Annotated in this window: 19 protein-coding genes; 15 read left to right on the top strand and 4 right to left on the bottom strand. The window is 59.9% G+C overall.

What is annotated here, in order from left to right; all coding sequences use genetic code 11:
• Positions 1-171: 171 nt before the first annotated feature.
• The 4 genes from speA to AB7M22_RS30270 all read right to left on the bottom strand — a co-directional run bounded on the left by speA (position 172) and on the right by AB7M22_RS30270 (position 4,598).
• Positions 172-2,085: an arginine decarboxylase gene (gene speA, locus AB7M22_RS30285; protein ID WP_007907445.1), complete on the bottom strand. Its 1,914-nt coding sequence runs from the start codon at positions 2,083-2,085 to the stop codon at positions 172-174.
• Between the two features lie 217 nt (positions 2,086-2,302).
• Positions 2,303-2,674 (bottom strand): translation initiation factor Sui1, encoded by a 372-nt coding sequence (locus tag AB7M22_RS30280; protein ID WP_007907444.1) that lies wholly within the window; start codon positions 2,672-2,674, stop codon positions 2,303-2,305.
• Positions 2,675-2,957: 283 nt separating this feature from the next.
• Complete coding sequence (locus AB7M22_RS30275) at positions 2,958-3,527, bottom strand: NUDIX hydrolase (protein WP_007907443.1); 570 nt, start codon at positions 3,525-3,527, stop codon at positions 2,958-2,960.
• Positions 3,528-3,530: 3 nt separating this feature from the next.
• Entirely contained in the window at positions 3,531-4,598 is a 1,068-nt protein-coding gene (locus tag AB7M22_RS30270) for a DUF2333 family protein (protein WP_008011254.1), read from the bottom strand.
• A gap of 289 nt (positions 4,599-4,887) precedes the next feature.
• Between AB7M22_RS30270 and gcbA the strand changes: the two genes are divergently transcribed.
• From gcbA to AB7M22_RS30195, 15 genes are all read left to right on the top strand, one after another.
• Positions 4,888-6,558 carry a diguanylate cyclase GcbA gene (gene gcbA, locus AB7M22_RS30265; protein WP_454188701.1) on the top strand — a complete coding sequence of 557 codons (1,671 nt, stop codon included), beginning with the start codon at positions 4,888-4,890 and terminating at the stop codon, positions 6,556-6,558.
• Positions 6,559-6,609: 51 nt separating this feature from the next.
• Positions 6,610-8,556 carry a methyl-accepting chemotaxis protein gene (locus AB7M22_RS30260; RefSeq protein WP_454188700.1) on the top strand — a complete coding sequence of 649 codons (1,947 nt, stop codon included), beginning with the start codon at positions 6,610-6,612 and terminating at the stop codon, positions 8,554-8,556.
• A gap of 198 nt (positions 8,557-8,754) precedes the next feature.
• A complete protein-coding gene (locus AB7M22_RS30255) occupies positions 8,755-9,093 on the top strand; it encodes a polymorphic toxin type 44 domain-containing protein (protein ID WP_454188699.1) in 339 nt (112 codons plus the stop codon).
• A gap of 73 nt (positions 9,094-9,166) precedes the next feature.
• Entirely contained in the window at positions 9,167-9,529 is a 363-nt protein-coding gene (locus AB7M22_RS30250) for a hypothetical protein (RefSeq protein ID WP_454188698.1), read from the top strand.
• A 156-nt stretch (positions 9,530-9,685) separates the two neighbouring features.
• Positions 9,686-11,425, top strand: a complete 1,740-nt coding sequence (locus AB7M22_RS30245; protein ID WP_454188697.1) for a protein-disulfide reductase DsbD — start codon at positions 9,686-9,688, stop codon at positions 11,423-11,425.
• 132 nt (positions 11,426-11,557) lie between these two features.
• The gene (gene aroQ / locus AB7M22_RS30240) at positions 11,558-12,010 is read left to right on the top strand and encodes a type II 3-dehydroquinate dehydratase (RefSeq protein WP_007907431.1); all 453 of its coding nucleotides are present in this window, start codon (positions 11,558-11,560) and stop codon (positions 12,008-12,010) included.
• Between the two features lie 49 nt (positions 12,011-12,059).
• Entirely contained in the window at positions 12,060-12,521 is a 462-nt protein-coding gene (accB, locus tag AB7M22_RS30235; protein ID WP_038978781.1) for an acetyl-CoA carboxylase biotin carboxyl carrier protein, read from the top strand.
• Positions 12,522-12,538: 17 nt separating this feature from the next.
• Complete coding sequence (accC, locus tag AB7M22_RS30230) at positions 12,539-13,897, top strand: acetyl-CoA carboxylase biotin carboxylase subunit (protein ID WP_008011241.1); 1,359 nt, start codon at positions 12,539-12,541, stop codon at positions 13,895-13,897.
• Positions 13,898-14,223: 326 nt separating this feature from the next.
• Positions 14,224-15,102 (top strand): 50S ribosomal protein L11 methyltransferase, encoded by an 879-nt coding sequence (gene prmA / locus AB7M22_RS30225; protein WP_007907426.1) that lies wholly within the window; start codon positions 14,224-14,226, stop codon positions 15,100-15,102.
• A gap of 30 nt (positions 15,103-15,132) precedes the next feature.
• Positions 15,133-16,353 carry a DUF3426 domain-containing protein gene (locus tag AB7M22_RS30220; protein WP_454188696.1) on the top strand — a complete coding sequence of 407 codons (1,221 nt, stop codon included), beginning with the start codon at positions 15,133-15,135 and terminating at the stop codon, positions 16,351-16,353.
• 185 nt (positions 16,354-16,538) lie between these two features.
• Entirely contained in the window at positions 16,539-17,549 is a 1,011-nt protein-coding gene (gene dusB, locus AB7M22_RS30215) for a tRNA dihydrouridine synthase DusB (protein ID WP_007907421.1), read from the top strand.
• Entirely contained in the window at positions 17,546-17,866 is a 321-nt protein-coding gene (fis, locus tag AB7M22_RS30210) for a DNA-binding transcriptional regulator Fis (protein WP_007907419.1), read from the top strand. Before dusB ends, fis begins: the two co-directional genes overlap by 4 nt.
• An 82-nt stretch (positions 17,867-17,948) precedes the next feature.
• Complete coding sequence (gene purH, locus AB7M22_RS30205) at positions 17,949-19,556, top strand: bifunctional phosphoribosylaminoimidazolecarboxamide formyltransferase/IMP cyclohydrolase (RefSeq protein ID WP_454188695.1); 1,608 nt, start codon at positions 17,949-17,951, stop codon at positions 19,554-19,556.
• Positions 19,557-19,743: 187 nt separating this feature from the next.
• Entirely contained in the window at positions 19,744-21,039 is a 1,296-nt protein-coding gene (gene purD, locus AB7M22_RS30200; protein WP_454188694.1) for a phosphoribosylamine--glycine ligase, read from the top strand.
• Positions 21,040-21,138: 99 nt separating this feature from the next.
• On the top strand, positions 21,139-23,916 hold the full coding sequence (locus tag AB7M22_RS30195; RefSeq protein ID WP_454188693.1) for a response regulator: 2,778 nt from the start codon (positions 21,139-21,141) through the stop codon (positions 23,914-23,916).
• Positions 23,917-23,921 lie beyond the last annotated feature (5 nt).

The following is a 23,921-nucleotide window of genomic DNA, read 5'->3' as shown; positions in this document are numbered from 1 at the left end:
GCCGAAGTACAACTTAGGAAATGACCTACGTAAAAAGAAGACCAAATCGCTTGGATAGCCCGGTCTGTGGGTTATTTCTCTTGAAAAGAGAGAAGTGTCGCACCAGGCCATCTGAAATTTCCCCAACGTATGGAGAATTTTCAGACAGCCCGATGAGAACGGAGCCTTACCTCAAGAAGACAGGTAAGACGAACGGGTCAGGCCCAGACGCAAGGCATCGAGGAACTGGGTACGCTCGGCGGCGCTGATGCGGGCACTGGCGCACTTGTCGCGGTAGTGGGTCATCAGCTCTTCCGGCGACAAGTGCACGTAGCGCAGCATGTCTTCGATGGTGTCATGGGTTTCGATACCGGCGTGGTACACGCTGCCGTCGGCGTTCTGGTAGATGTTCACCGAGTCGGTGTCACCGAACAGGTTGTGCATGTCGCCGAGAATTTCCTGGTAAGCACCCACCAGGAAGATCCCCAGCAGATAGTCTTCACCCTCGTTCAAACCGTGCACTGGCAAACTGGTTTCGATGCTCTGCTCATCGACGTACTGCTTGATCTTGCCGTCGGAGTCGCAGGTCAGGTCTTGCAGCACCGCACGGCGCAGCGGCTCTTCGTCGAGACGGTGCAGCGGCAGGATCGGCAGTACCTGGCCGATGGCCCAAGTGTCCGGCAGGCTCTGGAATACCGAGAAGTTGCAAATGTACTTGTCGGCCAGCTTGTCGTTGAGTTCGTCGAGCACCTGACGGTGGGAACGCTGACGGGCCTTCAACGAGTTGTGCAGGCGGCGGCAAACGGCGAAGTAGCATTGCTCGGCCAGGGCTTTTTGCGCCAGGGTCAGCTTGCCATCGGCGTATTGAGTGGCCACGTCGCTCATGTAGTGCGTCGCGCGCCAGTACGTTTCGGTGACCATCTCGATGTCGGTCGGGCCGAGCAGATCAACCAGCCACTGCACGGTTTCCGGCAGCTCTTCCTTGTTATCGATCTTTGGCACGTCGTCGTTGTGTTTCTCGACGTCGGTCACCTGCACCACCAGCATGGCGTGGTGAGCGGTCAGGGAGCGGCCGCTTTCAGAGAAAATGTTCGGGTGCGGCAGGCTCTGCGCGTCGCAGAACTCCTTGAGCATCCCGACCACGACACCGGCGTAATCGTCCATGTCGTAGTTGATCGAACTGGCGTTACGCGAATGCGTACCGTCGTAGTCCACGCCCAAACCGCCGCCGACGTCGATGTGATCCACCGGCAGGCCAAGGTTGCGCAGCTCGCCGTAGTAACGGATCGCTTCCTTGAAGCCGTGCTGGTAGTCCGCCAGGTTGGCGATCTGCGAACCCATGTGGAAGTGCAGCAGGCGAATGCCTTGATCCAGGCCAGCGGCACGGAAACGCTCGACCACCGACAGCAGTTGCGCCGCCGACAGGCCGAACTTGGATTTTTCGCCACCGGTGTCTGCCCACTTGCTCGACGCCAGGGACGACAGACGCACGCGCAAGCCGACCTGCGGCTTGACCTTGAGCGACGCTGCTTCTTCGATCACCAGACCGACTTCGGATTCTTTCTCGATCACGATGAACACGTTGTGACCGAGCTTCTGGCCCATCAGCGCCAGACGGATGAACTCGCGGTCCTTGTAACCGTTGCAGACGATGGTGCCACCCTTCGGTGCCAACGCCAGAACGGCGAGCAACTCAGGCTTGGAGCCGGCTTCCAGACCGATCGATACGTCCTGGGTAGCGATGATGTTTTCGATCACCGCTTCCTGCTGGTTGACCTTGATCGGATACAACGCCGTGTACTTGCTCTGGTATTCCAGACGCTCGATGTTGGCGTCGAACGCACCGGTCAGCTGACGCACGCGGTCTTGCAGGATGTCAGGGAAACGCACCAGCAACGGCAAGGACAAACCGCTTTTGCGCAGTTGGTCGACTTGCTCGAAGAGGTCGATAGGCGAACTGGTCGGACCGTTCGGACGAACTTCGACGCGACCGGCGTCATTGATCGCGAAATACCCGGCCCCCCAATGGCGAATCCCGTAAACACTGCGGCTGTCCGCAACTGTCCATTGGCTGCCATCGTCTTTGCGTGTGCGTCGTACGGACATCGAAGTCCCCTATAAAGAAGTCATAGAGCGTCGCCTGGGTTCAGGCCGGCGCAGTCTAAAGAATGAAAATGACGGTTCGTCAACGAGGGGGTAGACCTCGCTGACTGCAGTGAGTTTAGAAACCGGTCATGAACAGGCTCTGTGAAAACCATGGAGACGACGCCAGACCAGGATGAACAGGGCTGGATCAAGCCGCGGGTGGTTTTCACAGAGGCTGCTAGCCGCCGGACTTCTTCGCCTTGAAACCGTGTTTGATCAGCTCGGCCAAGAGTAGCTCGACATGATCGCCCTGGATTTCGATGATCCCGTCTTTCAACGCCCCACCGGTCCCGCAACGTTTCTTCAACGTAGTGGCCAGATCCTTGAGCGCGTCTTCGGCCAACGGCACACCGGTGATGGTGGTCACCGTCTTGCCGCCACGGCCCTTGCTTTCGCGACGCACGCGAGCGATGCCGTCGCCGGCCGGGATAACGGTTTGTTTGCAGATGCAGGCATCCACCGGTTGACTGCAATCCGGGCAATGACGACCTGCGTCGGTGGAAAATACCAGGCCACCAAGGGCGGCGAAGGATGCGGCTTTTTTGGCCACCGGCAATCCTCTTGGGAGGACAAAGACTGGTCGTGGCAGATGCCATCGACCGCGAAGCCCCACTCAGGCAGGGGCAGCGCTACTGAAACGGTACAACCTTGTAGGAGCGAAGCTTGCTCGCGATGGACGTCAACGATAACGCGTGCGTTCTGAATGTACGCGTTGTCCTTGCGATATTCGCGAGCAAGCTTCGCTCCTACATAGAGCTATGCCGTTTCAGTTTGAAAAGGTCGCGCAGTGTAACGGCAAAAACGCCGATTGCTAAGAGCCAATCGGCGCCAATTTATAGCTCTTTTGCGACGTTATTCCCTTGGGCGCGAAGATAGCGTTGCAAGGCCGCCAGAGAGTCCGGGCAATATGGCTTCTGCGTGATTTCCAGCAGGACCTGATCGATCGGGATGAAGCGCGCTTCAAGCACTTCTTCCGGTTGCAGGATCAACGGGCCGTCCCACACCGCCGAAAACGCCGAGCACCAGAGTCGGTTACCGGTGTCCTCGAAGAAAAAGTGATCATGGGCGGTCAGTTCCACACCGCTCACGCCCAGCTCTTCTTCCAGCTCACGGGCCGCCGATTCGGCGTAAGTCTCAGTGGCCAGCACCATGCCGCCGGCCGCCACGTCCCAGTAACCGGGGTATATCGCTTTGCTCAGGGTGCGCCGGTGCACGCACAGTTCACCGGCAGAATTGAACAGCATGATGTAGGTGCCGCGCCCGATCAGCTCGCGTTCGCGCAGCTCGGAGCGGACCAGAGCGCCGAGCAGGTTGTCCTGCTCGTCGACCCAGGCGATCTGTTCGGCATCGGAAGCCGCGCGATGGGCGGCCTCACGCATGTCATCGACGGAGCTATCGACCATGACTCAGCCCTGATTGAGCAATTGACGCAAATCGATCACCGCGGCGTTGGCCCGGGAGATGTAGTTGGCCATGACCAGCGAGTGGTTGGCCAGCACACCGAAGCCGCTACCGTTGAGGATCATCGGGCTCCAGACCGGTTCTTGCGAGGCCTCCAGCTCACGAATGATCTGGCGCACGCTGACCGTGGCGTTCTTCTTCGCCAGCACATCGGCGAAATCGACTTCGATGGCGCGCAGCAGATGGGACAACGCCCAGGCCTGACCGCGGGCTTCGTAGAACACATTGTCGATCTGCAGCCACGGGGTTTCGACGACTTCTTCGTCAACCTGTGGCACCTGACCGAGCGCCGGGACTTCAGTCTTCAGTGCGGTGTTGAGCTTGACCCGGCCAACACTGGCCGACAGCCGTTGCGACAGCGAACCCAGACGGGTTCCCACATCACCCAGCCAGTTGTTCAGGTTGTCGGCGCGGGCATAGAACAGCGCACTTTTCTGATCAGGACCCGACAGGCGTGCCTGATAGCGGCTCAGGGAGTTGATGCCCTCCTGGTACTCGGACTCACTGGATGGCAGCACCCAGCTTTTGTTGTCGAAGTTGAAACGTGGCTCGGCCTTGGCCAGGTCGGCGTCTTCGGCTGACTGTGACTGGGAACGGGCGAAGTCTTTACGCAGCGCACGGCTCAGGTCGCGGACCTGGACCAGCACGCCATATTCCCAACTCGGCATGTTGTCCATCCACAGGCCCGGCGGAAAACGGTCGTTGGAAATATAACCACCCGGTTTGGTCAGCAAAGTACCGGCAACGGTCTTGAGGGTTTCCACCGTGGTGTACCCGACCACCATCTGCTTGCCTTCTTTCTCGGCCGCCACTTGGGCATTCTGCTGAACCGGGAACAGCGCCGGCTCCTGGCTCCAGTACCAGCCCAGCGCGATCGCCACCAACAGGTAAAGAACAATCAGAGTAGCCAGCGCCCGGCTGAACAACAGGCCGCCAAAATAACTGCGGGTGGCCGATTTCGGTTCAGCGGCACGCTCAGGCGCGCTGCCTGTGCGGTTCTTCCAGTCCAGCATGGCGATATCCTTTCAATCACTTGAGTTCATCGGTTCGACCACAACCCTACGCCATCGTGCGTCATTTGCCGCGCATTAAATCCTGCGCGTCACAGCGAGCCACACAATGACTGCAATCGAGCTGCCACTATAAATGAAGCACAGCTCTGAGCCTATGCGACCAGTCGGTCAGAAACTGAATGAGGTCGCTTTGCAGATTATTGACGTACGACACTCATGCAATTGAAAAGAGGTGCTAGCATAGAGCCACCAGTCGATCTCAGCATGCACCCTAACTAGTAGTCAGGATATGACCGAGCCAGAAGACCCCAGCCGTGAGCGCCTCAAGCACCACTTTGCCCAGCGGGTAATTCATCAGGCACGTCAGATTCTTGAGATATGGCAACGTCTGCAGCGCAACGAATGGTCCACCACCGACTTGTCGGAGTTGAGTGAGGCCAATCTGCGCTTGCTGCGCTTTGCCGAACGTTTCGAACAACCGGAACACACCCAACTGGCGCGCCACATCGGCCAGTCGCTGGAAGCGGTGGACGCCAACCGCGGACGCCTGAGCAGCGGACTGATCACCGACCTCAATCGCCTGATGCAGCGCCTGTCCCGCACCGGCCTGCGCCATGGTGATCAGTTCGAACACACCTTTCTGCCGCCGCTGCGCAAACCGATCTACGTGATGCTGCAGGATCACGACCGGGCCGAGCGGCTGGCCAAGCAACTTGAATTCTTCGGGCTCAGCGCTCAATCCCTCGACAGTGTCGCCGCGTTTCGCTCCTCAATGGTCGAGCGTTTGCCGGCGGCGATTGTCATGGACGTCGATTTCAGTGGCGCCGGCATCGGCCTGAAACTGGCGGCCGAAGCCCAGGAAGGCCTCGACCAACCCTTGCCGTTGTTGTTTTTCAGCCTGCACGAAACCGATACCCCGACCCGCCTCGCCGCCGTGCGCGCCGGTGGCCAGGAGTTCCTCACCGGCACCCTCGAAGCCTCGAGCCTGCTGGAAAAGATCGAAGTCCTGACCTGCGTCGCCCAGTACGAACCTTATAAAGTGCTGATCATCGACGATTCCCGCGCTCAGGCCTTGCACACCGAACGATTGCTCAATAGCGCCGGGATCGTCACGCGGACTCTGATTGAGCCGATCCAGGCCATGGCCGAACTGGCGGATTTCCAGCCGGACCTGATCATCCTCGACATGTACATGCCGGCCTGCACCGGTACTGAACTGGCCAAGGTGATCCGGCATAACGACCGCTATGTCAGCGTGCCGATCATTTATCTGTCGGCCGAAGATGACCTGGACAAGCAGCTCGACGCCATGAGCGAGGGCGGCGACGACTTCCTGACCAAGCCGATCAAGCCACGGCACCTGATCACCACCGTGCGCAACCGCGCGGCGCGGGCGCGCAATCTGAAGGCGCGAATGGTGCGCGACAGCCTGACCGGCTTGTACAACCACACCCACATTCTGCAATTGCTCGAAGACTGTTCATTTCGCGCCCGTCGCGAAAGCAAACCGCTGAGCTTTGCGATGCTCGACATCGACCACTTCAAACGGGTCAACGACAGTCACGGCCATCCCATGGGCGACCGGGTGATCAAGAGCCTGGCGCTGTTTCTCAAGCAACGGTTGCGCAAGACCGATTTCATCGGTCGTTACGGCGGTGAAGAGTTCGCCATCGTCATGCCGGACACTGATATCGAATCGGCCTACAAGGTGCTCGATGAAATCCGTCAGCGCTTTGCCGAAATTCACTACCCAGCTCAACCTCAGGACCTCTGGTGCACCTTCAGCGCCGGCGTCGTCGAATTGCGCGAAGACTCTGACAGCCTGCTGATGGCCAGCCAGGCTGACGAAGCGCTGTACCGTGCGAAGAACGCCGGGCGTAACCGCGTACAAGCCGCGCGGGAATCAAAGCAAAGTGCCACTTTTTCATTGGAATCGACCCATTCGGTCATAACTCTGTAACAGAAACGCAATAACTTCAGGCACTTACCATTCTGCCGTTGGTAGACCACGATGCGCCTGAAGCTGTTGACCAATCTCAATACCCTCCTTTTGGTCGCCGTGTGCGTGGCCCTTGGCGCCACGCTCTGGTGGTCGCAAAAAGCTCTGGAACGTCCCTACCTATTGATGGAGCGTTATCTGGGCCTGTCTCAGCAGTTTCAAAATGAAGTGGCGCGCAACGTCGAGGATTACCTGGCCAGCGGCGATGCCCTGCGCCTGAGCAGCGCCAGCCAGGCCATCGACGCCTTGCAAAAAGAACTCGGTGAGTTGCCACCGGCATTGGCTGACACCTTGCGTCCGAGCCTGTCGAACCTGACTGAATTCAGCAAAACCGACCTGCTGGCCGCTGGCAAACTCGCGGGCGACCCGCAAGCACTGCTGCTGCAAGCCGAACGCGAACTCGGCGCCAGCCTGGATCAGCTCAGCCAATACGCCAGCGGTAATGCGGCGTACTTGACGCCGTTGCTGGTCGCCTCCCAGCACGTGGGCAAACTGTCCCTGGCTCGGGACAAACTGGTCAGCAGTGGTCGCAGTGAACTGGCCGCCGATGTCGAACGCGAGGTCGCCAACATCCGTGCTCAAGCCGAGCAACTGGACGCCTTACCGCTACTTGGCGTGACCGCCAGTACCGAATCGAACACCGATGATTTCGCCGCGATGATGGGTTTGGAGAACACCGAGAAAACCGTCGCCGAAGATGCCGGCGTCGGCCTCAAACGCGAACTCAACAGCCTGCTCACCCGCTACCCCTCGGAACTGGCGCGCACTCGCGAACAGATCCAGAAACGCGCCGACCTCAGCACCGCGACGCACTTGAAAATCGCCGCCGTGCAACAGTCCATCGCCGGGCTGGAACCGGTGGTTCGCGCCCAGCACGGGCAGATCCAGAGCGAAGTACGGTTGATGCAAGGGGTGATGATCGGGCTGATCCTGCTGATCGCACTGCTCATCGACACCTTGCAGCGACGCCTGGCCCGAACGCTGACCAACCTCGCCCCAGCGCTCTCGACCTGGGCCGAAGGTGACTTCAGCCGCGACATTCAACTGGGCGCGACCAACCGCGAACTGCATGACATTCAAGCCTCGCTCAATCGCTTGCGCGCCTATCTGGTCGACCTGGTAGGCACCATTCGCCTCAACGCCGAGCAAGTCGCCGGCAGCAGCCGAACGTTGGCCGAATTGAGCAATGACCTGCACAGTGGCGCCGAGCATCAGGCCGGCGACACCGCGCTGATCCGCGATTCTCTCGGTGAACTCGAGGCGACGATTCAACAAGTCGCCGGTGACGCCAGCCAGGCTGCCGATGCCAGTCGTCATGCAGGGCTTGCGGTGGAACACGGTCAGAAAGTGATCGGCCTGAGCCTCACCGGGCTGCATGCGCTGGTGGGCGAAGTGCAAGGCAACGCGCAGATGATCGAGCATCTGGCCGAGGAGTCGGCGACCATCGGCGGTGTGCTGACGGTCATCCGCTCGATTGCCGACCAGACCAACCTGCTGGCCCTGAACGCCGCCATCGAAGCGGCCCGCGCCGGAGAAATGGGCCGAGGATTTGCGGTGGTGGCCGAAGAGGTTCGTTCACTGGCGCAACGCACCGCCGGGGCCACGGCCGAGATCCAGACGCTGATCGCCGGCCTGCAAACCGCCGCGCGGCAATCGGTCGAAGGCATGCGCGCTCAGGTCGAACATGCCGAAGCCACGGCCAATCAGGCTCAGGCGGCCGATGGGGCGCTGGATAAAATCGTCGGGGCGATCCAGACCATTTCCGACACCGCCGTGCGCATCGCCGATGTCACCGCCCAACAGAGCGGCGCTGTCAGCGAAATCCGCGATCACAGTGAGCGGATTCACCTATTGGGTGGGGATAACTTGCTGAGGATTGGTGAGGGGCGTGAGCAAGGGGAGAATTTGTTGGTGCTGGGCGGGCGGTTGCATACAGCCGTTCAGGCCTTCCGGGTCTAAAGGCTGCAGGCCTGAACCCAACTAACGATCTGGACTGTCACCACCTAAGCTCTTGTATGAAAACTCTTATTTATCCATGCAGTGGTTTTTAGTCGTCGTTTTGATGCTAGGGTTTAGCGCTTCAATTAATCGTGCGCGCAACAGGAGTGCCCCGTGATAGTCCCACCTTCGCCCCCAGGCGTATCTGTGGAGGAAAACATGGCAGTTGCCTTCCATAAGAAAAAAGTTTTGAAAGAGGGATCCGCATTCATTTATTCCTGGTTCTATACCCAGGTCAGAAATCGCGGCCCTTGGGATTACAAAAAACTGTCTCCGGCCTATGAAGCTTTCGGTAATTTCAATTACGGCGCGGCCGGGATTGCTGCGGGATTTTCCGAAAGTGTCCTGTTACGTGCCGCCGGTGTTGCCCAGACACAGGCAAAAACGACAAAAGTAGAATTTGGAAGCTGGTGGAGTGAGGCTCCTTTTGGCGATGATCCAGCGGATCAGGAATGGATCAAGAAAGGAGTCAGGTATGCCCGGTTCAGGAACTACTAAAAAAACCGCATACACAATCGTCACCACCTGCCTGCTGGCGGTATGCCTGGCTTACATAGGAGGGACATGGCTTATGTCTTCCAGCACCCCGGTGTTGACCGATGTGGTACTCAAGCTGCCCCTTGGCGAACATGGCTTCATCTACGGAATCAAGGATGATCGAGGCGGAGCGACAGTGCCGTTCAGCTATCGATACTATGTCTATCGCGAGCTGCCATCCGACGAACAAATAGCGTCTGAACTCAAGACTGCCGGTCCGTTTCTGGTCACCCGAGATCCAGCCATAAAGGTCGATATCCAAGGCTCGGTCATCAATGTGTCGACCAACCAGGAAGTCTATGAGTATCACAGCAGCACGCTGTTTCGACATACCGACAACACCCACTACACGCCTGTAACAATCAACCTGTGCAACCACTCCAGCGGATTGCCGTAGGAGCGCGGCTTGCCCGCGAAGAACGATTACACGGTCCCCCTGTTAAACCGCATTATCGTTCTTCGCGGGCAAGCCTCGCTCCTACAGATCTGGGTTACGAGGCAACATACGCTTGCGTCCGCTATCATGCCCACACTTTCGATACGCGAGATTGTCATGCGCCGTTTGCTTTGCCTGCTGTTATTAGTGCTCGCCCTGCCGGCCTCCGCCGCCGGGTTGCTGGAGAGTCGGCCCAGTTCCACCCTGGGCTCGATCAACAACAGCGCCGATTTCCTGCCGGTGCGCGAAGCCTTTCAGTTGAGCCTGGTAGAAAGCACGCCGCAATCGATCAAGCTGCGTTTCGTCGCCACCGAGGGTTATTACCTCTACCGCCATCGCTTTCAGTTTCGCGCCGATCCAGCCGATGTAGGCCTCGTCGCGGCGCAATTGCCCAAGGGCGAACAAAAGCACGATGAGTACTTCGGCGATGTCGAGGTTTACCACGGCATTCTCGATGTAGAACTGCCGCGCACCGATTCCCGCGCCTTTACGCTGGCCGTGACCTATCAGGGCTGCGCCGACAAAGGCCTGTGCTACCCGCCCGAGACCGAGCGCCTGAGTATTGATGGCAGCGGCGGCGCAACCACAGCCTGGAGCTGGCGCGAACTGGCGCTGTTTTTCCTCGCAGGCGTTGGCCTGACCCTCACCCCCTGCGTACTACCAATGCTGCCGATCCTCTCCGGCGTGGTCCTGCGCGGGCAGGTCGGTGGTTTACGTGGGTTCAAACTGTCGCTTGCTTACGTGCTCCCAATGGCCGCCTGTTACGCCCTGCTGGGGGCCTTGATGGGAATGTTCGGTGCGCAGCTCAATCTTCAGGCGCGCCTGCAATCGGCCTGGGTGCTGGTGCCATTCGCGCTGTTTTTCGCCGTATTTGCCCTGGCCATGTTTGGCGTATTCGAACTGAAACTGCCCTACGCCATCAGCAGCCGCCTGGACCGGATCGCCGGGCGCACCGAAGGTGGCTCATTGTGGGGCGCGGCGGTGCTGGGCGTGGTGTCGAGTCTGCTGGTTTCGCCGTGCGTATCGGCACCACTGGCCGGCGCGCTGCTGTACATCAGCGCCAGCGGCGATGCCCTGGGCGGAGGATTGAAATTGTTCATGCTCGGCCTGGGCATGGGCGCGCCGCTGTTGCTGGTGGCAACCGGCGGCGCAGCCTGGCTGCCGAAAAGCGGTCCGTGGCTGATCTACGTGAAAAATGCGATTGGGGTGCTGCTACTGGGGCTGGCGATCGCTTTGCTCAGCCGGGTATTGCCGGGCCAGATCACTTTGCTGCTGATTGGCCTGCTCGCCGGTGGCGTCGGGTTGTTTATGGGCGCGCTGGAATTTGTCTATAAACCACCCAGAAAACGCTTGGGGCAATTGCTCGGGATGCTCCTGCTGTTTTACGCACTGGCCTGTTGGTACGGCGCATTCAGCGGCCAGACCGATCCGCTCAACCCTATTGGCCAACCGCGTATTATCGCGGGCAACGGTCAACCGCAAATAGTCGGCGACTGGCAAACCATTACCACTCCAGCCGAACTGGACCGCGTCCTCGCCGAAGCAAAATCCTCCGGCACGCCGCTGCTGCTCGACTGGTACGCCGACTGGTGCATCAGTTGCAAAGTCATCGAACACGAAGTTCTCAACGATGCCAAGGTCATCGAACGCCTCAAAGGCTATCGATTGATCCGTTTCGACATCTCCGCCAGCAACGCCGAACAACGCGCCCTGCTCGACCGCTACAAGCTATTTGGTCCTCCGGCGCTGATGTTTTTTGGCAAAGATGGTGTCGAACGTGCCGATGTGCGGGTGATCGGCGAGATCAACGCGAAAAACTTCGCCGAACGTGTTGCGAAAGCAAATGACCGGATTTAATTAGCCGGTCACATATTTCGCGTAAACATCGGCCATCGTGCTGGCTATTGCATAGAACTGGACAGTCACAAAGGCTTTGCGGCATAGTCGCCGGGTTCTGACAATTGCACACAGATGACAAAGGAGCAGCAGATGGCGACCTTATTGGTTTTACACGGCCCCAACCTGAACTTGCTCGGCACCCGGGAACCGGGCGTCTACGGTGCCACCACCCTGGCGCAAATCAACCAGGATCTGGAACAGCGGGCGCGCAATGCCGGCCACCATTTGCTCTATCTGCAAAGCAACGCCGAGTACGAATTGATCGATCGTATCCACGCTGCTCGCGGCGAAGGCGTGGACTTCATTCTGATCAATCCAGCAGCTTTTACACATACAAGTGTCGCATTACGTGACGCGCTGCTGGCAGTGAGCATCCCATTCATCGAAGTGCATTTGTCTAACGTGCACAAACGCGAACCTTTCCGCCATCACTCTTACTTCTCCGACGTTGCGGTGGGAGTGATCTGCGGCCTTGGCGCCAGCGGTTATCGACTGGCCCTGGAGGCCGCCCTAGAGCAGCTTGAAAAACAGGCAACAGCTTGAACAACAAGCGTTAAACGCCCCCTGACCGACCTTTGGGAGTTGATGATTCATGGATATCCGTAAAGTTAAGAAACTGATCGAATTGCTGGAAGAGTCCGGTATCGACGAGCTCGAGATCAAGGAAGGCGAAGAGTCCGTACGCATCAGCCGTCACAGCAAGACGCCGGCTCAGCAGTACTACGCTCCCGCTCCGATGCATGCGCCGGCGCCTGCGCCTGTTGCTGCTGCTCCGGTTGCCGCCGCTGCTCCTGCAGCTCCGGCTGCGCCTGTGCTGAACGGCAACGTTGCCCGTTCGCCGATGGTCGGCACTTTCTATCGCAAATCCTCGCCGTCCTCGCCGTCCTTCGTTGAAGTCGGCCAGACCGTGAAGAAAGGCGACACTCTGTGCATCGTCGAAGCCATGAAGATGATGAACCACATCGAAGCTGAAGCCAGCGGTGTGATCGAATCCATCCTCGTCGAAGACGGCCAGCCGGTTGAGTACGACCAACCGCTGTTCACCATCGTTTGAACCGCGGAGAAACTTTGATGACTGCGAAGTTGGAAAAAGTTCTGATCGCCAACCGCGGTGAGATTGCCCTGCGGATTCTGCGTGCCTGCAAAGAGATGGGCATCAAGACTGTCGCCGTTTACTCCAAGGCCGACAAAGAGCTGATGCACCTGGGTCTGGCAGACGAATCCGTCTGTATCGGCCCGGCCTCGGCCGCGCACTCTTACCTGCACATTCCGGCCATCATCGCCGCCGCTGAAGTGACTGGCGCTACCGCTATCCACCCAGGCTACGGCTTCCTTGCGGAAAACGCCGACTTCGCCGAACAGGTCGAGAACTCCGGCTTCGCGTTCATTGGCCCGAAAGCCGAGACCATCCGCCTGATGGGCGACAAGGTATCGGCCAAGCACGCCATGATCGCCGCCGGCGTTCCAACCGTTCCGGGTTCCGACGGCCCACTGCCTGAAGACGAAGAAACCGCTCTGCGCATTGGTCGCGAAGTCGGTTATCCGGTGATCATCAAAGCCGCTGGCGGCGGCGGTGGTCGCGGCATGCGGGTAGTGCACAAAGAAGAAGACCTGATCTCTTCGGCGAAACTGACCCGCTCCGAAGCGGGCGCAGCGTTCGGCAACCCGATGGTCTATCTGGAAAAATTCCTGACCAACCCACGTCACGTGGAAGTTCAGGTACTTTCCGACGGCCAGGGCCACGCCATCCATCTGGGTGACCGCGATTGCTCGCTGCAACGTCGCCACCAGAAGGTTCTTGAAGAAGCGCCGGCACCGGGCATCGACGAGAACGCGCGCGAGGAAGTCCTCGCCCGCTGCGTCAAGGCTTGCATCGACATCGGCTACCGTGGCGCGGGCACTTTCGAGTTCCTGTACGAGAACGGTCACTTCTACTTCATCGAGATGAACACTCGTGTCCAGGTAGAACACCCGGTATCGGAAATGGTCACCGGCATCGACATCGTCAAGGAGATGCTCAGCATCGCCGCCGGCAACAAGCTGTCGTTCACCCAGGATGACGTAGTCATTCGCGGTCACGCGCTGGAATGCCGGATCAACGCCGAAGACCCGAAAACCTTCATGCCTAGCCCAGGCACGGTCAAGCATTTCCACGCACCAGGCGGCAACGGCGTTCGCGTCGATTCGCACCTGTACAGTGGCTATGCTGTTCCGCCGAACTACGATTCGTTGATCGGCAAGCTGATCACCTACGGCGCAACCCGTGACGAAGCCATGGCGCGCATGCGCAATGCGCTGGACGAAATCGTTGTCGACGGGATCAAGACCAACATCCCGCTGCACCGCGACCTGGTCCGCGATGAAGGCTTCTGCAAAGGTGGAATCAACATCCACTACCTGGAACACAAGCTGGCTGGCGAAAAGCATTAAGCTGTGATCCATACCAACAAGGCCGCTTTCGAGCGGCTTTGTTGTTTCTGGAGATTGCTAAACATAAAACCCCTGTGGCGAGGGGGCTCGCCCCCGTTCGGCTGCGCAGCAGACGCAAAACCATTCACCGCGCAGCATCAGGAAAATCCGGATCGACGGTTTTTGGACCGCTTCGCAGTCCAACGGGGGCAAGCCCCCTCGCCACAGGTGATTTGTTCACACCTGATCCTTGGCTACCCGGTCGTCTTCTGCCTCGCGCTCGCGTAAACTTGCGCGCTTCTCGCAGCCCGCTAGGCTGCAATCAATATTTTTCAAAGGTGCCCGCCATGCCTTGGCTGCAAGTCCGTCTCGCCATCAGCCCAGAACAAGCCGAAACCTACGAAGACGCTTTCCTTGAAGTGGGCGCCGTGTCGGTGACCTTCATGGACGCCGAAGATCAGCCGATTTTCGAGCCGGAACTCAACACCACCCCGCTGTGGTCGCACACTCACTTGCTGGCCTTGTTCGAAGGTGGCACCGAGGCTGCCAGCGTGCTGGCCCACCTTGAGTTGCTGACTGGCAGCCCGCTGCCCGAGCATCACAGCGAAGTCATCGAAGACCAGGATTGGGAACGCAGCTGGATGGACGGTTTCCAGCCAATGCGTTTCGGTCAGCGCCTGTGGATCGTCCCGAGCTGGCACGCAGCCCCTGAGCCAGACGCCGTGAACCTGCTGCTGGACCCGGGCCTGGCGTTCGGCACCGGTACTCACCCGACCACCGCGCTGTGCCTGGAATGGCTCGACGGTCAGGACCTGAAAGGTTGCAACGTGCTCGACTTCGGTTGCGGTTCGGGGATTCTGGCGATTGCCGCCCTGTTACTGGGCGCCAAGCAAGCCGTCGGTACCGACATCGACGTGCAGGCGCTGGAAGCCTCCCGCGACAACGCCGGTCGCAACAACATTGCTGACGAGCTCTTCCCGCTGTATCTGCCGCAAGACCTGCCACAGGTTCAGGCCGACGTGCTGGTCGCCAATATTCTTGCCGGCCCGCTGGTTTCGCTGGCGCCACAACTGTCCAGCCTGGTCAAGCCGGGCGGTCGTTTGGCGCTGTCGGGCATCCTCGCCGAACAAGGTGAAGAAGTCGCCGCCGCCTACGCTCAGGACTTCGATCTGGACCCGATTGCCAATCGCGATGGCTGGGTACGCATCACTGGCCGTCGGCGCTAGAATGAGCGCCTGCATAAACCGGATTGCCGCATGACCGACAGCTTCGTCACCCAGTGCCCGCATTGCCAAACCAGCTTCCGCGTCAGCCATGCTCAGTTGAGCGTGGCCCGTGGAGTGGTTCGTTGCGGCTCGTGCTTGCAGGTGTTCAACGCCGCCAAGCAGTTACTCGAACAGCGGGCCGGCAAAGAAACGGTCAAACCGGTTGCACCGGCGTCCGTCGAACCGCCCGTGCAACGAGCCATCAGCCAAAAGCAATGGACCGCAGCAGAAATGGATCTGGACAGCCTGGATCTGGACGAAGAGCTCGCCCGGCTTGAACAACGGGAAATCCAACCAACAACGGAATTCACTCGCCCCCGCGAAGACAGCCTCAGCGCTCGCCGCGATACCACCGAGCAGGATCAGGAGCCATGGTCCGACAGCCTCTTCAGTGAATCGGCCGCCGATCGCGCACAAACTCTCGACGCACCCGCACCAGAACCGACGATCGAGCCAAGCAAACCCTCGCGCACCGAGCCTTCGCTGTCGCTTGCGCCCGCGGATCTGGACGACGAACCCGAGATCCAACAACTGCGCCTGCACGACCCGCTCGACGCCCCGATCCCCTTTGGGGGGCTGTCGGCGACCACCGATGAGATCGACGACGATCTGCCCTCGGTCGAGCCCCTGCGCAAACGACGCGAACGCAGCGGACCGGCCCTGCGCGCGGAAGAGCTGGAGGACCTGACCGACGACCCGTTGCAACTGGACTGGCAAAAACGTCGCTCCCCCTGGGGTCGGCGCTTTTTCTGGCTACTGCTGATCCTGCTCGGCACCGCCGGCCTCGCCGGCCAATACATCGCCTACCACTTCGACGAACTGGCACGCCAGGACCAGTACCGTCCGTGGTTCCAGCAACTGTGCCCGCACATCGGCTGCACCGTGCCGTCCAAAGTCGACATCGCGAAAGTCAAAAGCAGCAATCTGGTGGTCCGCAGCCACCCGGACTTCAACGGCGCCCTGGTGGTCGATGCCATCATCTACAACCGTGCGCCCTTCTCCCAGCCCTTCCCGCTGCTTGAGCTGCGCTTTGCCGACCTCAACGGCCACCTGATCGCCAGCCGTCGCTTCAAGCCCGGCGAGTACCTCAACGGCGACCTCGAGGGCCTGGCGGAAATGCCACCACAAACGCCGATCCACATCGCGCTGGACATCCTCGACCCCGGCCCCAAAGCGGTTAACTACAGCCTGAGCTTTCATTCCCCGGAGTGAAACACTCAAGTGTTGCAGGCTTGACGGCATATTTCTGACTTTGACCGCTCGTACCAAACCGCTGGCGATAACAAAATTACTGTTCAGATTTTGTTCAATTCAGCCTTTATCCAGTCATCGAGAGCGGGTATCATGCCAACCCTTTTTCGAACTCTCATGATCCGGCCCCACAACAGGGAAGTCCTATGTCGGCGGTACGCATCGGTCCATATACATTGCACAACGGCTTGATTCTCGCCCCCATGGCGGGTGTCACCGACCAGCCCTTTCGTCAGCTGTGCAAGCGACTGGGCGCGGGCCTTGTAGTCTCGGAAATGGTCACCAGCGACATGAGCTTGTGGAACACCCGCAAATCGCGGATGCGCATGATCCACGAAGGCGATCCCGAGCCCCGCTCGGTACAGATCGCCGGTGGAGATGCGCAGATGCTGGCGGATGCAGCCCGGGCCAACGTCGAACTGGGCGCACAGATTATTGATATCAACATGGGCTGTCCGGCGAAGAAGGTCTGCAACAAGGCCGCCGGCTCCGCCCTGTTGAAAGATGAAGCATTGGTGACCGAGATCCTGCAGGCCGTGGTGGCCGCAGTCGATGTGCCGGTCACCCTGAAGATCCGCACCGGCTGGGACCGGGCGAACAAGAACGGCCTGACCGTGGCGAAGATCGCCGAACAGGCAGGCATTACGGCGTTGGCGGTGCATGGCCGCACCCGTGCCGATCTGTACACCGGTGAAGCCGAGTACGACACCATTGCCGCGATCAAGCAGGCGGTGTCGATTCCGGTCTTCGCCAACGGCGATATCGATTCGCCCGAGAAGGCCCGGTACGTGCTCGACGCGACCGGTGCCGATGGCCTGTTAGTGGGTCGGGCTGCCCAGGGGCAGCCATGGATTTTTCGTGAAATCGACCATTATCTGCGTACCGGCGAAAAGCTCCCGGCACCGGAACTGATCGAGGTGGAACGTATTCTGCTTGAGCATCTGGCTGCGCTGCATGCCTTCTACGGCGACGTCATGGGCGTGCGCATAGCTCGCAAGCATGTGGGCTGGTATCTCGCAACCTTGCCGGGCGCCAGGGAGTTCCGCGCCCACTTCAATCGTTTGGAAGATACGGAAGCACAATGCGCCTACGTTCGGGCCTTCTTCGCCGAACGCTACAAGAGCCTGACAGGGGACGGAGAAGGGGTGGCTGCATGACGATGATGACCGAGACTTTAGTGAGTGGAACAACACCCGTGAGCGACAACGTGAATTTGAAACAGCACCTCAATACGCCGAGCGAAGAAGGTCAGACCCTTCGCGGGAGTGTCGAGAAGGCGCTGCACAATTATTTCGCCCACCTTGAGGGCGCTGCCGTCACGGATGTGTACAACCTGGTGCTCTCCGAAGTCGAGGCTCCCCTGCTCGAATGCGTGATGAACTACGTCAAGGGCAACCAGACCAAGGCCAGTGAGCTGCTCGGGCTGAACCGGGGCACCCTGCGCAAGAAACTCAAGCAGTACGATTTGCTGTAAGCATTCAATCAAACCAGAAAGGCGCCCGCGTAAAACCGGTCGCCTTTTTTGCTGACTTCCCTTGCTTTTGATGGAAATTGAAATGACCGACCAGACTACCCGCCTGCCGATCCGCCGCGCTTTGATCAGCGTTTCCGACAAGACCGGGATCCTTGAATTCGCCAAGGAACTCGAAGCCCTGGGCGTCGAGATCCTCTCCACCGGCGGAACGTTCAAGCTGCTGCGCGACAACGGCGTTGCCGCAGTGGAAGTCGCGGATTACACCGGTTTCGCAGAAATGATGGACGGTCGGGTGAAAACCCTGCACCCGAAAATCCACGGCGGGATCCTCGGTCGTCGCGGTATCGACGACGCCATCATGAACGAGCACGGCATCAAGCCGATCGATCTGGTTGCGGTCAACCTGTACCCGTTCGAAGCTACCATCAACAAGCCAGGCTGCGACCTGCCGACCGCCATCGAGAACATCGACATCGGCGGCCCGACCATGGTCCGTTCGGCAGCCAAGAACCACAAAGACGTGGCCATCGTGGTGAATGCCAGCGATTACGCCAACGTCCTGAAAAGCCTCAAGGCCGGCGGCCTGACCTACGCTCAGCGTTTCGACCTGATGCTCAAGGCCTTCGAACACACCGCCGCCTATGACGGCATGATCGCCAACTACATGGGCACCGTGAACCAGGCGGCTGAAACCCTCAGCACCGAAGGTCGCAGCGAATTCCCGCGCACCTTCAACAGCCAGTTCGTCAAGGCTCAGGAAATGCGCTACGGCGAGAACCCGCACCAGAGCGCGGCGTTCTACGTTGAAGCCAAACCTGCGGAAGTGGGCATCGCCACCGCGACCCAACTGCAAGGCAAAGAGCTGTCGTTCAACAACGTGGCCGACACCGACGCCGCGCTGGAATGCGTGAAGAGCTTCGTCAAACCGGCCTGCGTGATCGTCAAGCACGCCAACCCGTGCGGCGTGGCCGTGAGCCCGGACGCCGAAGGCGGCATCCGCCAGGCCTACGAACTGGCCTACGCCACCGACACCGAGTCGGCGTTCGGCGGCATCATCGCGTTCAACCGCGAGCTGGATGCTGAAACCGCCAAGGCCATCGTCGAGCGTCAGTTCGTCGAAGTGATTATCGCCCCGTCCGTCAGTGAAGAGGCTCGCGCCATCGTTGCTGCGAAAGCCAACGTACGCCTGCTGGCCTGCGGCGAGTGGTCGGCTGACCGAGCTCCGGCCTGGGACTACAAACGCGTCAATGGCGGTTTGCTGGTGCAGAGCCGCGACATCGGCATGATTGGCAGCGAAGACCTGAAAGTGGTGACCAAGCGCGCGCCGACCGAACAGGAAATCAATGACCTGATCTTCGCCTGGAAAGTCGCCAAGTACGTGAAGTCCAACGCCATCGTCTACGCCAAGAACCGTCAGACCATCGGTGTCGGCGCCGGCCAGATGAGCCGCGTGAACTCCGCGCGCATTGCTGCGATCAAGGCTGAACATGCTGGTTTGCAAGTGGCAGGCTCGGTGATGGCCTCCGACGCGTTCTTCCCATTCCGCGACGGCTTGGACAACGCGGCCAAGGTCGGCATCACTGCGGTGATCCAGCCAGGCGGCTCGATGCGTGATAACGAAGTGATTGCTGCTGCTGATGAAGCTGGCATCGCCATGGTATTCACCGGCATGCGCCACTTCCGTCACTGATTTTTTGCTCTTGTAGGAGCGAGGCTTGCCCGCGAAGGCCTCACCTCGGTCTGGCTGATGCACCGCGGCGATCCCTTCGCGGGCAAGCCTCGCTCCTACAGGTTTGGTGCTGCGGCGGATGCCGCGTACCGTTAGCCAGGCAGCTCAGGCTGCCCCCACAGAATTAGCGTCATCCGAGGTTTTTGAAATGAATGTTTTGATCATTGGCAGCGGTGGCCGTGAACACGCCCTGGCCTGGAAAGTGGCTCAGGATCCGCGCGTGCAGAAAGTTTTTGTTGCCCCGGGCAACGCCGGCACCGCCATTGAAGCCAAGTGCGAGAACGTCGCTATCGACGTGTTGGCGCTTGAACAACTGGCTGACTTTGCCGAGAAGAACGTTTCCCTGACCATCGTCGGCCCGGAAGTGCCGCTGGTCGCCGGTGTCGTCGATCTGTTCCGCTCCCGTGGCCTGGATTGCTTCGGCCCGACCGCGGGCGCTGCTCAGCTGGAAGGTTCGAAAGCCTTCACCAAGGACTTCCTGGCGCGCCACAAGATCCCGACCGCCGACTACCAGAACTTTACCGAGATCGAGCCAGCACTGGCTTATCTGCGTGAAAAAGGCGCACCGATCGTGATCAAGGCCGATGGCCTGGCCGCCGGTAAAGGCGTGATCGTCGCCATGACCCTGGGCGAAGCCGAAGACGCGGTGCGCGACATGCTCGCAGGCAACGCGTTTGGCGACGCCGGCTCTCGCGTGGTGATCGAAGAATTCCTGGACGGCGAGGAAGCCAGCTTCATCGTCATGGTCGACGGCAAGAACGTATTGCCGATGGCCACCAGCCAAGACCACAAACGCGTCGGCGACGGCGATACCGGCCCGAACACCGGCGGGATGGGCGCTTACTCCCCGGCCCCGGTCGTCACGGCCGAAGTCCATCAGCGGGTCATGGACCTGGTGATCTGGCCGACCGTGCGCGGCATGGCCGAGGAAGGGAACATTTACACCGGTTTCCTCTATGCCGGCCTGATGATCGACAAGGCTGGTAACCCAAAAGTCATCGAGTTCAATTGCCGTTTCGGCGATCCTGAGACCCAACCGGTGATGCTGCGTTTGCAGTCGAGCCTGGTGTTGCTGGTCGAAGCGGCGCTGGCGCAAGCGCTGGACAAGGTCGAAGCGCAATGGGATCCACGTCCGAGCGTCGGCATCGTACTGGCCGCTGGCGGTTACCCGGGTGACTACGTCAAAGGCGTTGCCATCAACGGCCTGGATGCAGCCGCGGCACTGGAAGGCAAAGTCTTCCATGCCGGCACTGCGCTAAAGGACGGTCAGGTGGTGACTGCCGGTGGTCGGGTGCTGTGCGCAACCGCCATGGGCACCAGCGTCGACGCAGCCCAGCAGCAGGCTTACAAACTGGCGGCTAAAATCGACTGGGAAGGCTGCTTCTACCGCAAGGACATTGGCTACCGCGCCATTGCCCGCGAGCGTGGCGAAAATCAGGAATAAGCCATCCATTCGGCCAGGCAAGGGCTTGCTGCCCTTGCCTGACTATTCCGGCGCCGCGCATAGTTATACTCTGGCATCAACCTACGAAGGGATTTCGCCGTGCGCTGGCTCAGGATTGCCATAGGCTTCACCGTCACTCTGCTGACCTTGCTCTGCATGCTCCCGGCCCAAGCCGCGCAAGGCAGTGGCTGGGCAGTATTGCTCGACGAACAGGGCGACCTGCAGCTGAGCGACATCCGCTCCAGCCGCTACACCAATCAATTCAGCCCCATCGAACTCGACCGCCTCACCGCGGCCGCGCCCGAGGGTGCACTATGGCTGCGTTTCAGGCTCGCGCCCGGCAAACACGAACAGTTGCTGCGAGTGTTCGCACCGGACCTGTCGCACCTCAATCTGTATGTGCTCGACGGCGACGAACTGATTGATCAATTGAATACCGGTACCGGGCAGCTCCAGACCAGGCGCCCACTCCCCAGCAGCGACTTCATGTTGCCGTTGCCACAAAGCGACAAAACCCTCGACGTCTACTTGCGGCTGGTCTCCGAACACCAGTTGCGGCCTTACATCACCCTGCAATCGGCGGTCATGACCGCGGCCACTCAGAACCTGACGCTGATCTACGGGCTGCTCTTTGGCTGCATCGCAATGCTGATCCTGCATAACCTGACCCGTTATGCCTATACCCGCTCACGCAGCTGCCTCTGGCTGGCGGCGTGCGAAGTATTGTTGCTGCTCAGCCTGGTGTTGCTGCTGAATCTGGCCGGCCCATGGTTACCGAACTGGCACGCCGTGCAGACACCCGGAGCCTACCTCGCCTTGTTGCTGACCGCACCTTGCGGCCTGATGTTCGCCTACCGTTTCTTCGCCCCGCTCGGCCCACACCCACTGAACAAGCTGCTGCTGGGCGACATCTTGTTCATCGTGGTCTGCGGTCTGCTGTTGTTATTCGTCAACACGCTGCCGCTGAACCTCATCACGTACGTGCTGGTTGCCCTGGCCGGCCTGAGTATGTTGTTCGTCAGTGTCCATCACTGGCAAAAAGGTTATCGCCCGGCGCGCCTGTTCGTGGCGGCCATGGTGGTATTCAACCTCGGCACACTGATTATCCTGCCGGCGCTGCAGGGGCTGACCCTTGTCGCGCCGCAAGGCCTGATCATTATTCTGCTGGTGTTTATCTGTATCAGCGGCCTGTTGATGAGTGTTGCCTTGGGCGAGCGACAGCGCAGCATCACCGAAGACCGTTTCAGCGTCAGTCGCGACCTGGCCGCCAGCAACGCCGAGATCAACGCCAAAGCCGAATTTCTGGCAAAAATCAGCCACGAAATCCGCACCCCGATGAATGGCGTGCTGGGCATGACCGAACTGCTGCTGGGCACACCGCTGTCGGTCAAGCAACGCGACTATGTGCAGACCATCCACAGCGCCGGCAACGAGCTGCTGACACTGATCAACGAAATTCTCGACATCTCCAAACTCGAGTCCGGGCAGATCGAACTGGACGACGTGCAGTTCGACCTCAACGCCCTGATCGAAGACTGCCTGAGCATCTTCCGCGCCAAGGCCGAGCAGCAGAACGTCGAGCTGATCAGCTTTATCCAGCCACAGGTACCACGCGTCATCAGCGGAGATCCAACGCGCCTGCGCCAGACCCTGCTGAGCCTGCTGGAAAACGCTCTGAAGAAAACCGACGAAGGCGAGATCCTGATCGTTGTCGCCCTGGATGAACGCAGCGCCAAACCGCGGCTGCGCATCGCTGTGCAAGACAGCGGCCAGCCCATGGAGGCGGAAGAACGCGACGCGTTGATGCATGCCGAACTGCACAGCAAGCACTTTCTCTCGGCCACCAGCCTGGGGGGTAATCTTGGGCTGGTCATCGCCCGTCAGCTGATCCGTTTGATGCAGGGTGAATTCGGCATCAAAAGCGGCGCCAGCCAGGGCAGCACATTATGGCTGACCCTGCCACTGGACCCGGACCGTCTCGAACACCCGACCTCGGACCTGGACGGCCCGCTGCAAGGCGCACGCGTATTGGTCGTGGACGACAACGACACCTGTCGCAAGGTGCTGGTGCAGCAGTGCAGCGCCTGGGGCATGAGCGTCAGTGCCGTACCATCCGGCAAGGAGGCCCTGGCGCTGCTGCGCACCAAGGCCCACTTGCGCGATTACTTCGACGTGGTCCTGCTGGACCAGAACATGCCCGGCATGACCGGCATGCAACTGGCCGCCAAGATCAAGGAAGACCCGAGCCTGAACCATGACATTCTGTTGATCATGCTCACCGGTATCAGCAATGCCCCGAGCAAGATCATCGCGCGTAATTGCGGGATCAAACGCATTCTCGCCAAACCGGTGGCCGGCTATACCCTCAAGACCACGCTGGCGGACGAGCTGAACCAGCGCAACAAAGGCCTGCCCGTCTCGCAGCACCTGCCCTCCGGCCCGACCCTTCCGGTCAAGGTACCCAGCGATTTCCGCATCCTGGTAGCCGAAGACAACAACATCTCGACCAAGGTCATACGCGGCATGCTGGGCAAGCTCAACCTGCAACCGGACACCGCCAGCAATGGCGAAGAAGCGCTGATGGCGATGAAGGCCCAACGCTACGACCTGGTGCTGATGGACTGTGAAATGCCGATCCTCGACGGTTTCTCCGCTACCCAGCAACTGCGTGCCTGGGAAGTCGGCAACCAGCGAATACGCACCCCCGTGGTGGCGTTGACCGCACACATCCTTGCCGAGCACAAAGAGCGCGCGCGCCAGGCCGGCATGGACGGGCACATGGCAAAACCGGTCGAGTTGTCGCAGCTGCGCGACCTGATCGAGCATTGGGTTGCCCAGCGTGATCAGCAGAATCGCGCCACGACTCAACCGTCGTGAATCGA

The sequence above is a fragment of the Pseudomonas sp. ADAK2 TE3594 genome (genome assembly GCF_053628675.1).
The sequence above is the reverse complement of the archived record's forward strand: the minus strand, read 5'-3'. Positions and strand labels throughout refer to the sequence as shown.

Excerpts from the sequence above, each read along its gene's own strand:
- speA (WP_007907445.1), bottom strand. The coding sequence starts at position 2,085 with ATGTCCGTACGACGCACACGCAAAGACGATGGCAGCCAATGGACAGTT.
- purH (WP_454188695.1), top strand. The coding sequence starts at position 17,949 with ATGACCGACCAGACTACCCGCCTGCCGATCCGCCGCGCTTTGATCAGC.
- fis (WP_007907419.1), top strand. The coding sequence starts at position 17,546 with ATGACGATGATGACCGAGACTTTAGTGAGTGGAACAACACCCGTGAGC.
- purD (WP_454188694.1), top strand. The coding sequence starts at position 19,744 with ATGAATGTTTTGATCATTGGCAGCGGTGGCCGTGAACACGCCCTGGCC.
- AB7M22_RS30250 (WP_454188698.1), top strand. The coding sequence starts at position 9,167 with ATGTCTTCCAGCACCCCGGTGTTGACCGATGTGGTACTCAAGCTGCCC.
- AB7M22_RS30220 (WP_454188696.1), top strand. The coding sequence starts at position 15,133 with ATGACCGACAGCTTCGTCACCCAGTGCCCGCATTGCCAAACCAGCTTC.
- AB7M22_RS30270 (WP_008011254.1), bottom strand. The coding sequence starts at position 4,598 with ATGCTGGACTGGAAGAACCGCACAGGCAGCGCGCCTGAGCGTGCCGCT.
- gcbA (WP_454188701.1), top strand. The coding sequence starts at position 4,888 with ATGACCGAGCCAGAAGACCCCAGCCGTGAGCGCCTCAAGCACCACTTT.
- prmA (WP_007907426.1), top strand. The coding sequence starts at position 14,224 with ATGCCTTGGCTGCAAGTCCGTCTCGCCATCAGCCCAGAACAAGCCGAA.
- AB7M22_RS30255 (WP_454188699.1), top strand. The coding sequence starts at position 8,755 with ATGGCAGTTGCCTTCCATAAGAAAAAAGTTTTGAAAGAGGGATCCGCA.
- AB7M22_RS30260 (WP_454188700.1), top strand. The coding sequence starts at position 6,610 with ATGCGCCTGAAGCTGTTGACCAATCTCAATACCCTCCTTTTGGTCGCC.
- aroQ (WP_007907431.1), top strand. The coding sequence starts at position 11,558 with ATGGCGACCTTATTGGTTTTACACGGCCCCAACCTGAACTTGCTCGGC.
- dusB (WP_007907421.1), top strand. The coding sequence starts at position 16,539 with ATGTCGGCGGTACGCATCGGTCCATATACATTGCACAACGGCTTGATT.
- accC (WP_008011241.1), top strand. The coding sequence starts at position 12,539 with ATGACTGCGAAGTTGGAAAAAGTTCTGATCGCCAACCGCGGTGAGATT.
- accB (WP_038978781.1), top strand. The coding sequence starts at position 12,060 with ATGGATATCCGTAAAGTTAAGAAACTGATCGAATTGCTGGAAGAGTCC.
- AB7M22_RS30275 (WP_007907443.1), bottom strand. The coding sequence starts at position 3,527 with ATGGTCGATAGCTCCGTCGATGACATGCGTGAGGCCGCCCATCGCGCG.
- AB7M22_RS30245 (WP_454188697.1), top strand. The coding sequence starts at position 9,686 with ATGCGCCGTTTGCTTTGCCTGCTGTTATTAGTGCTCGCCCTGCCGGCC.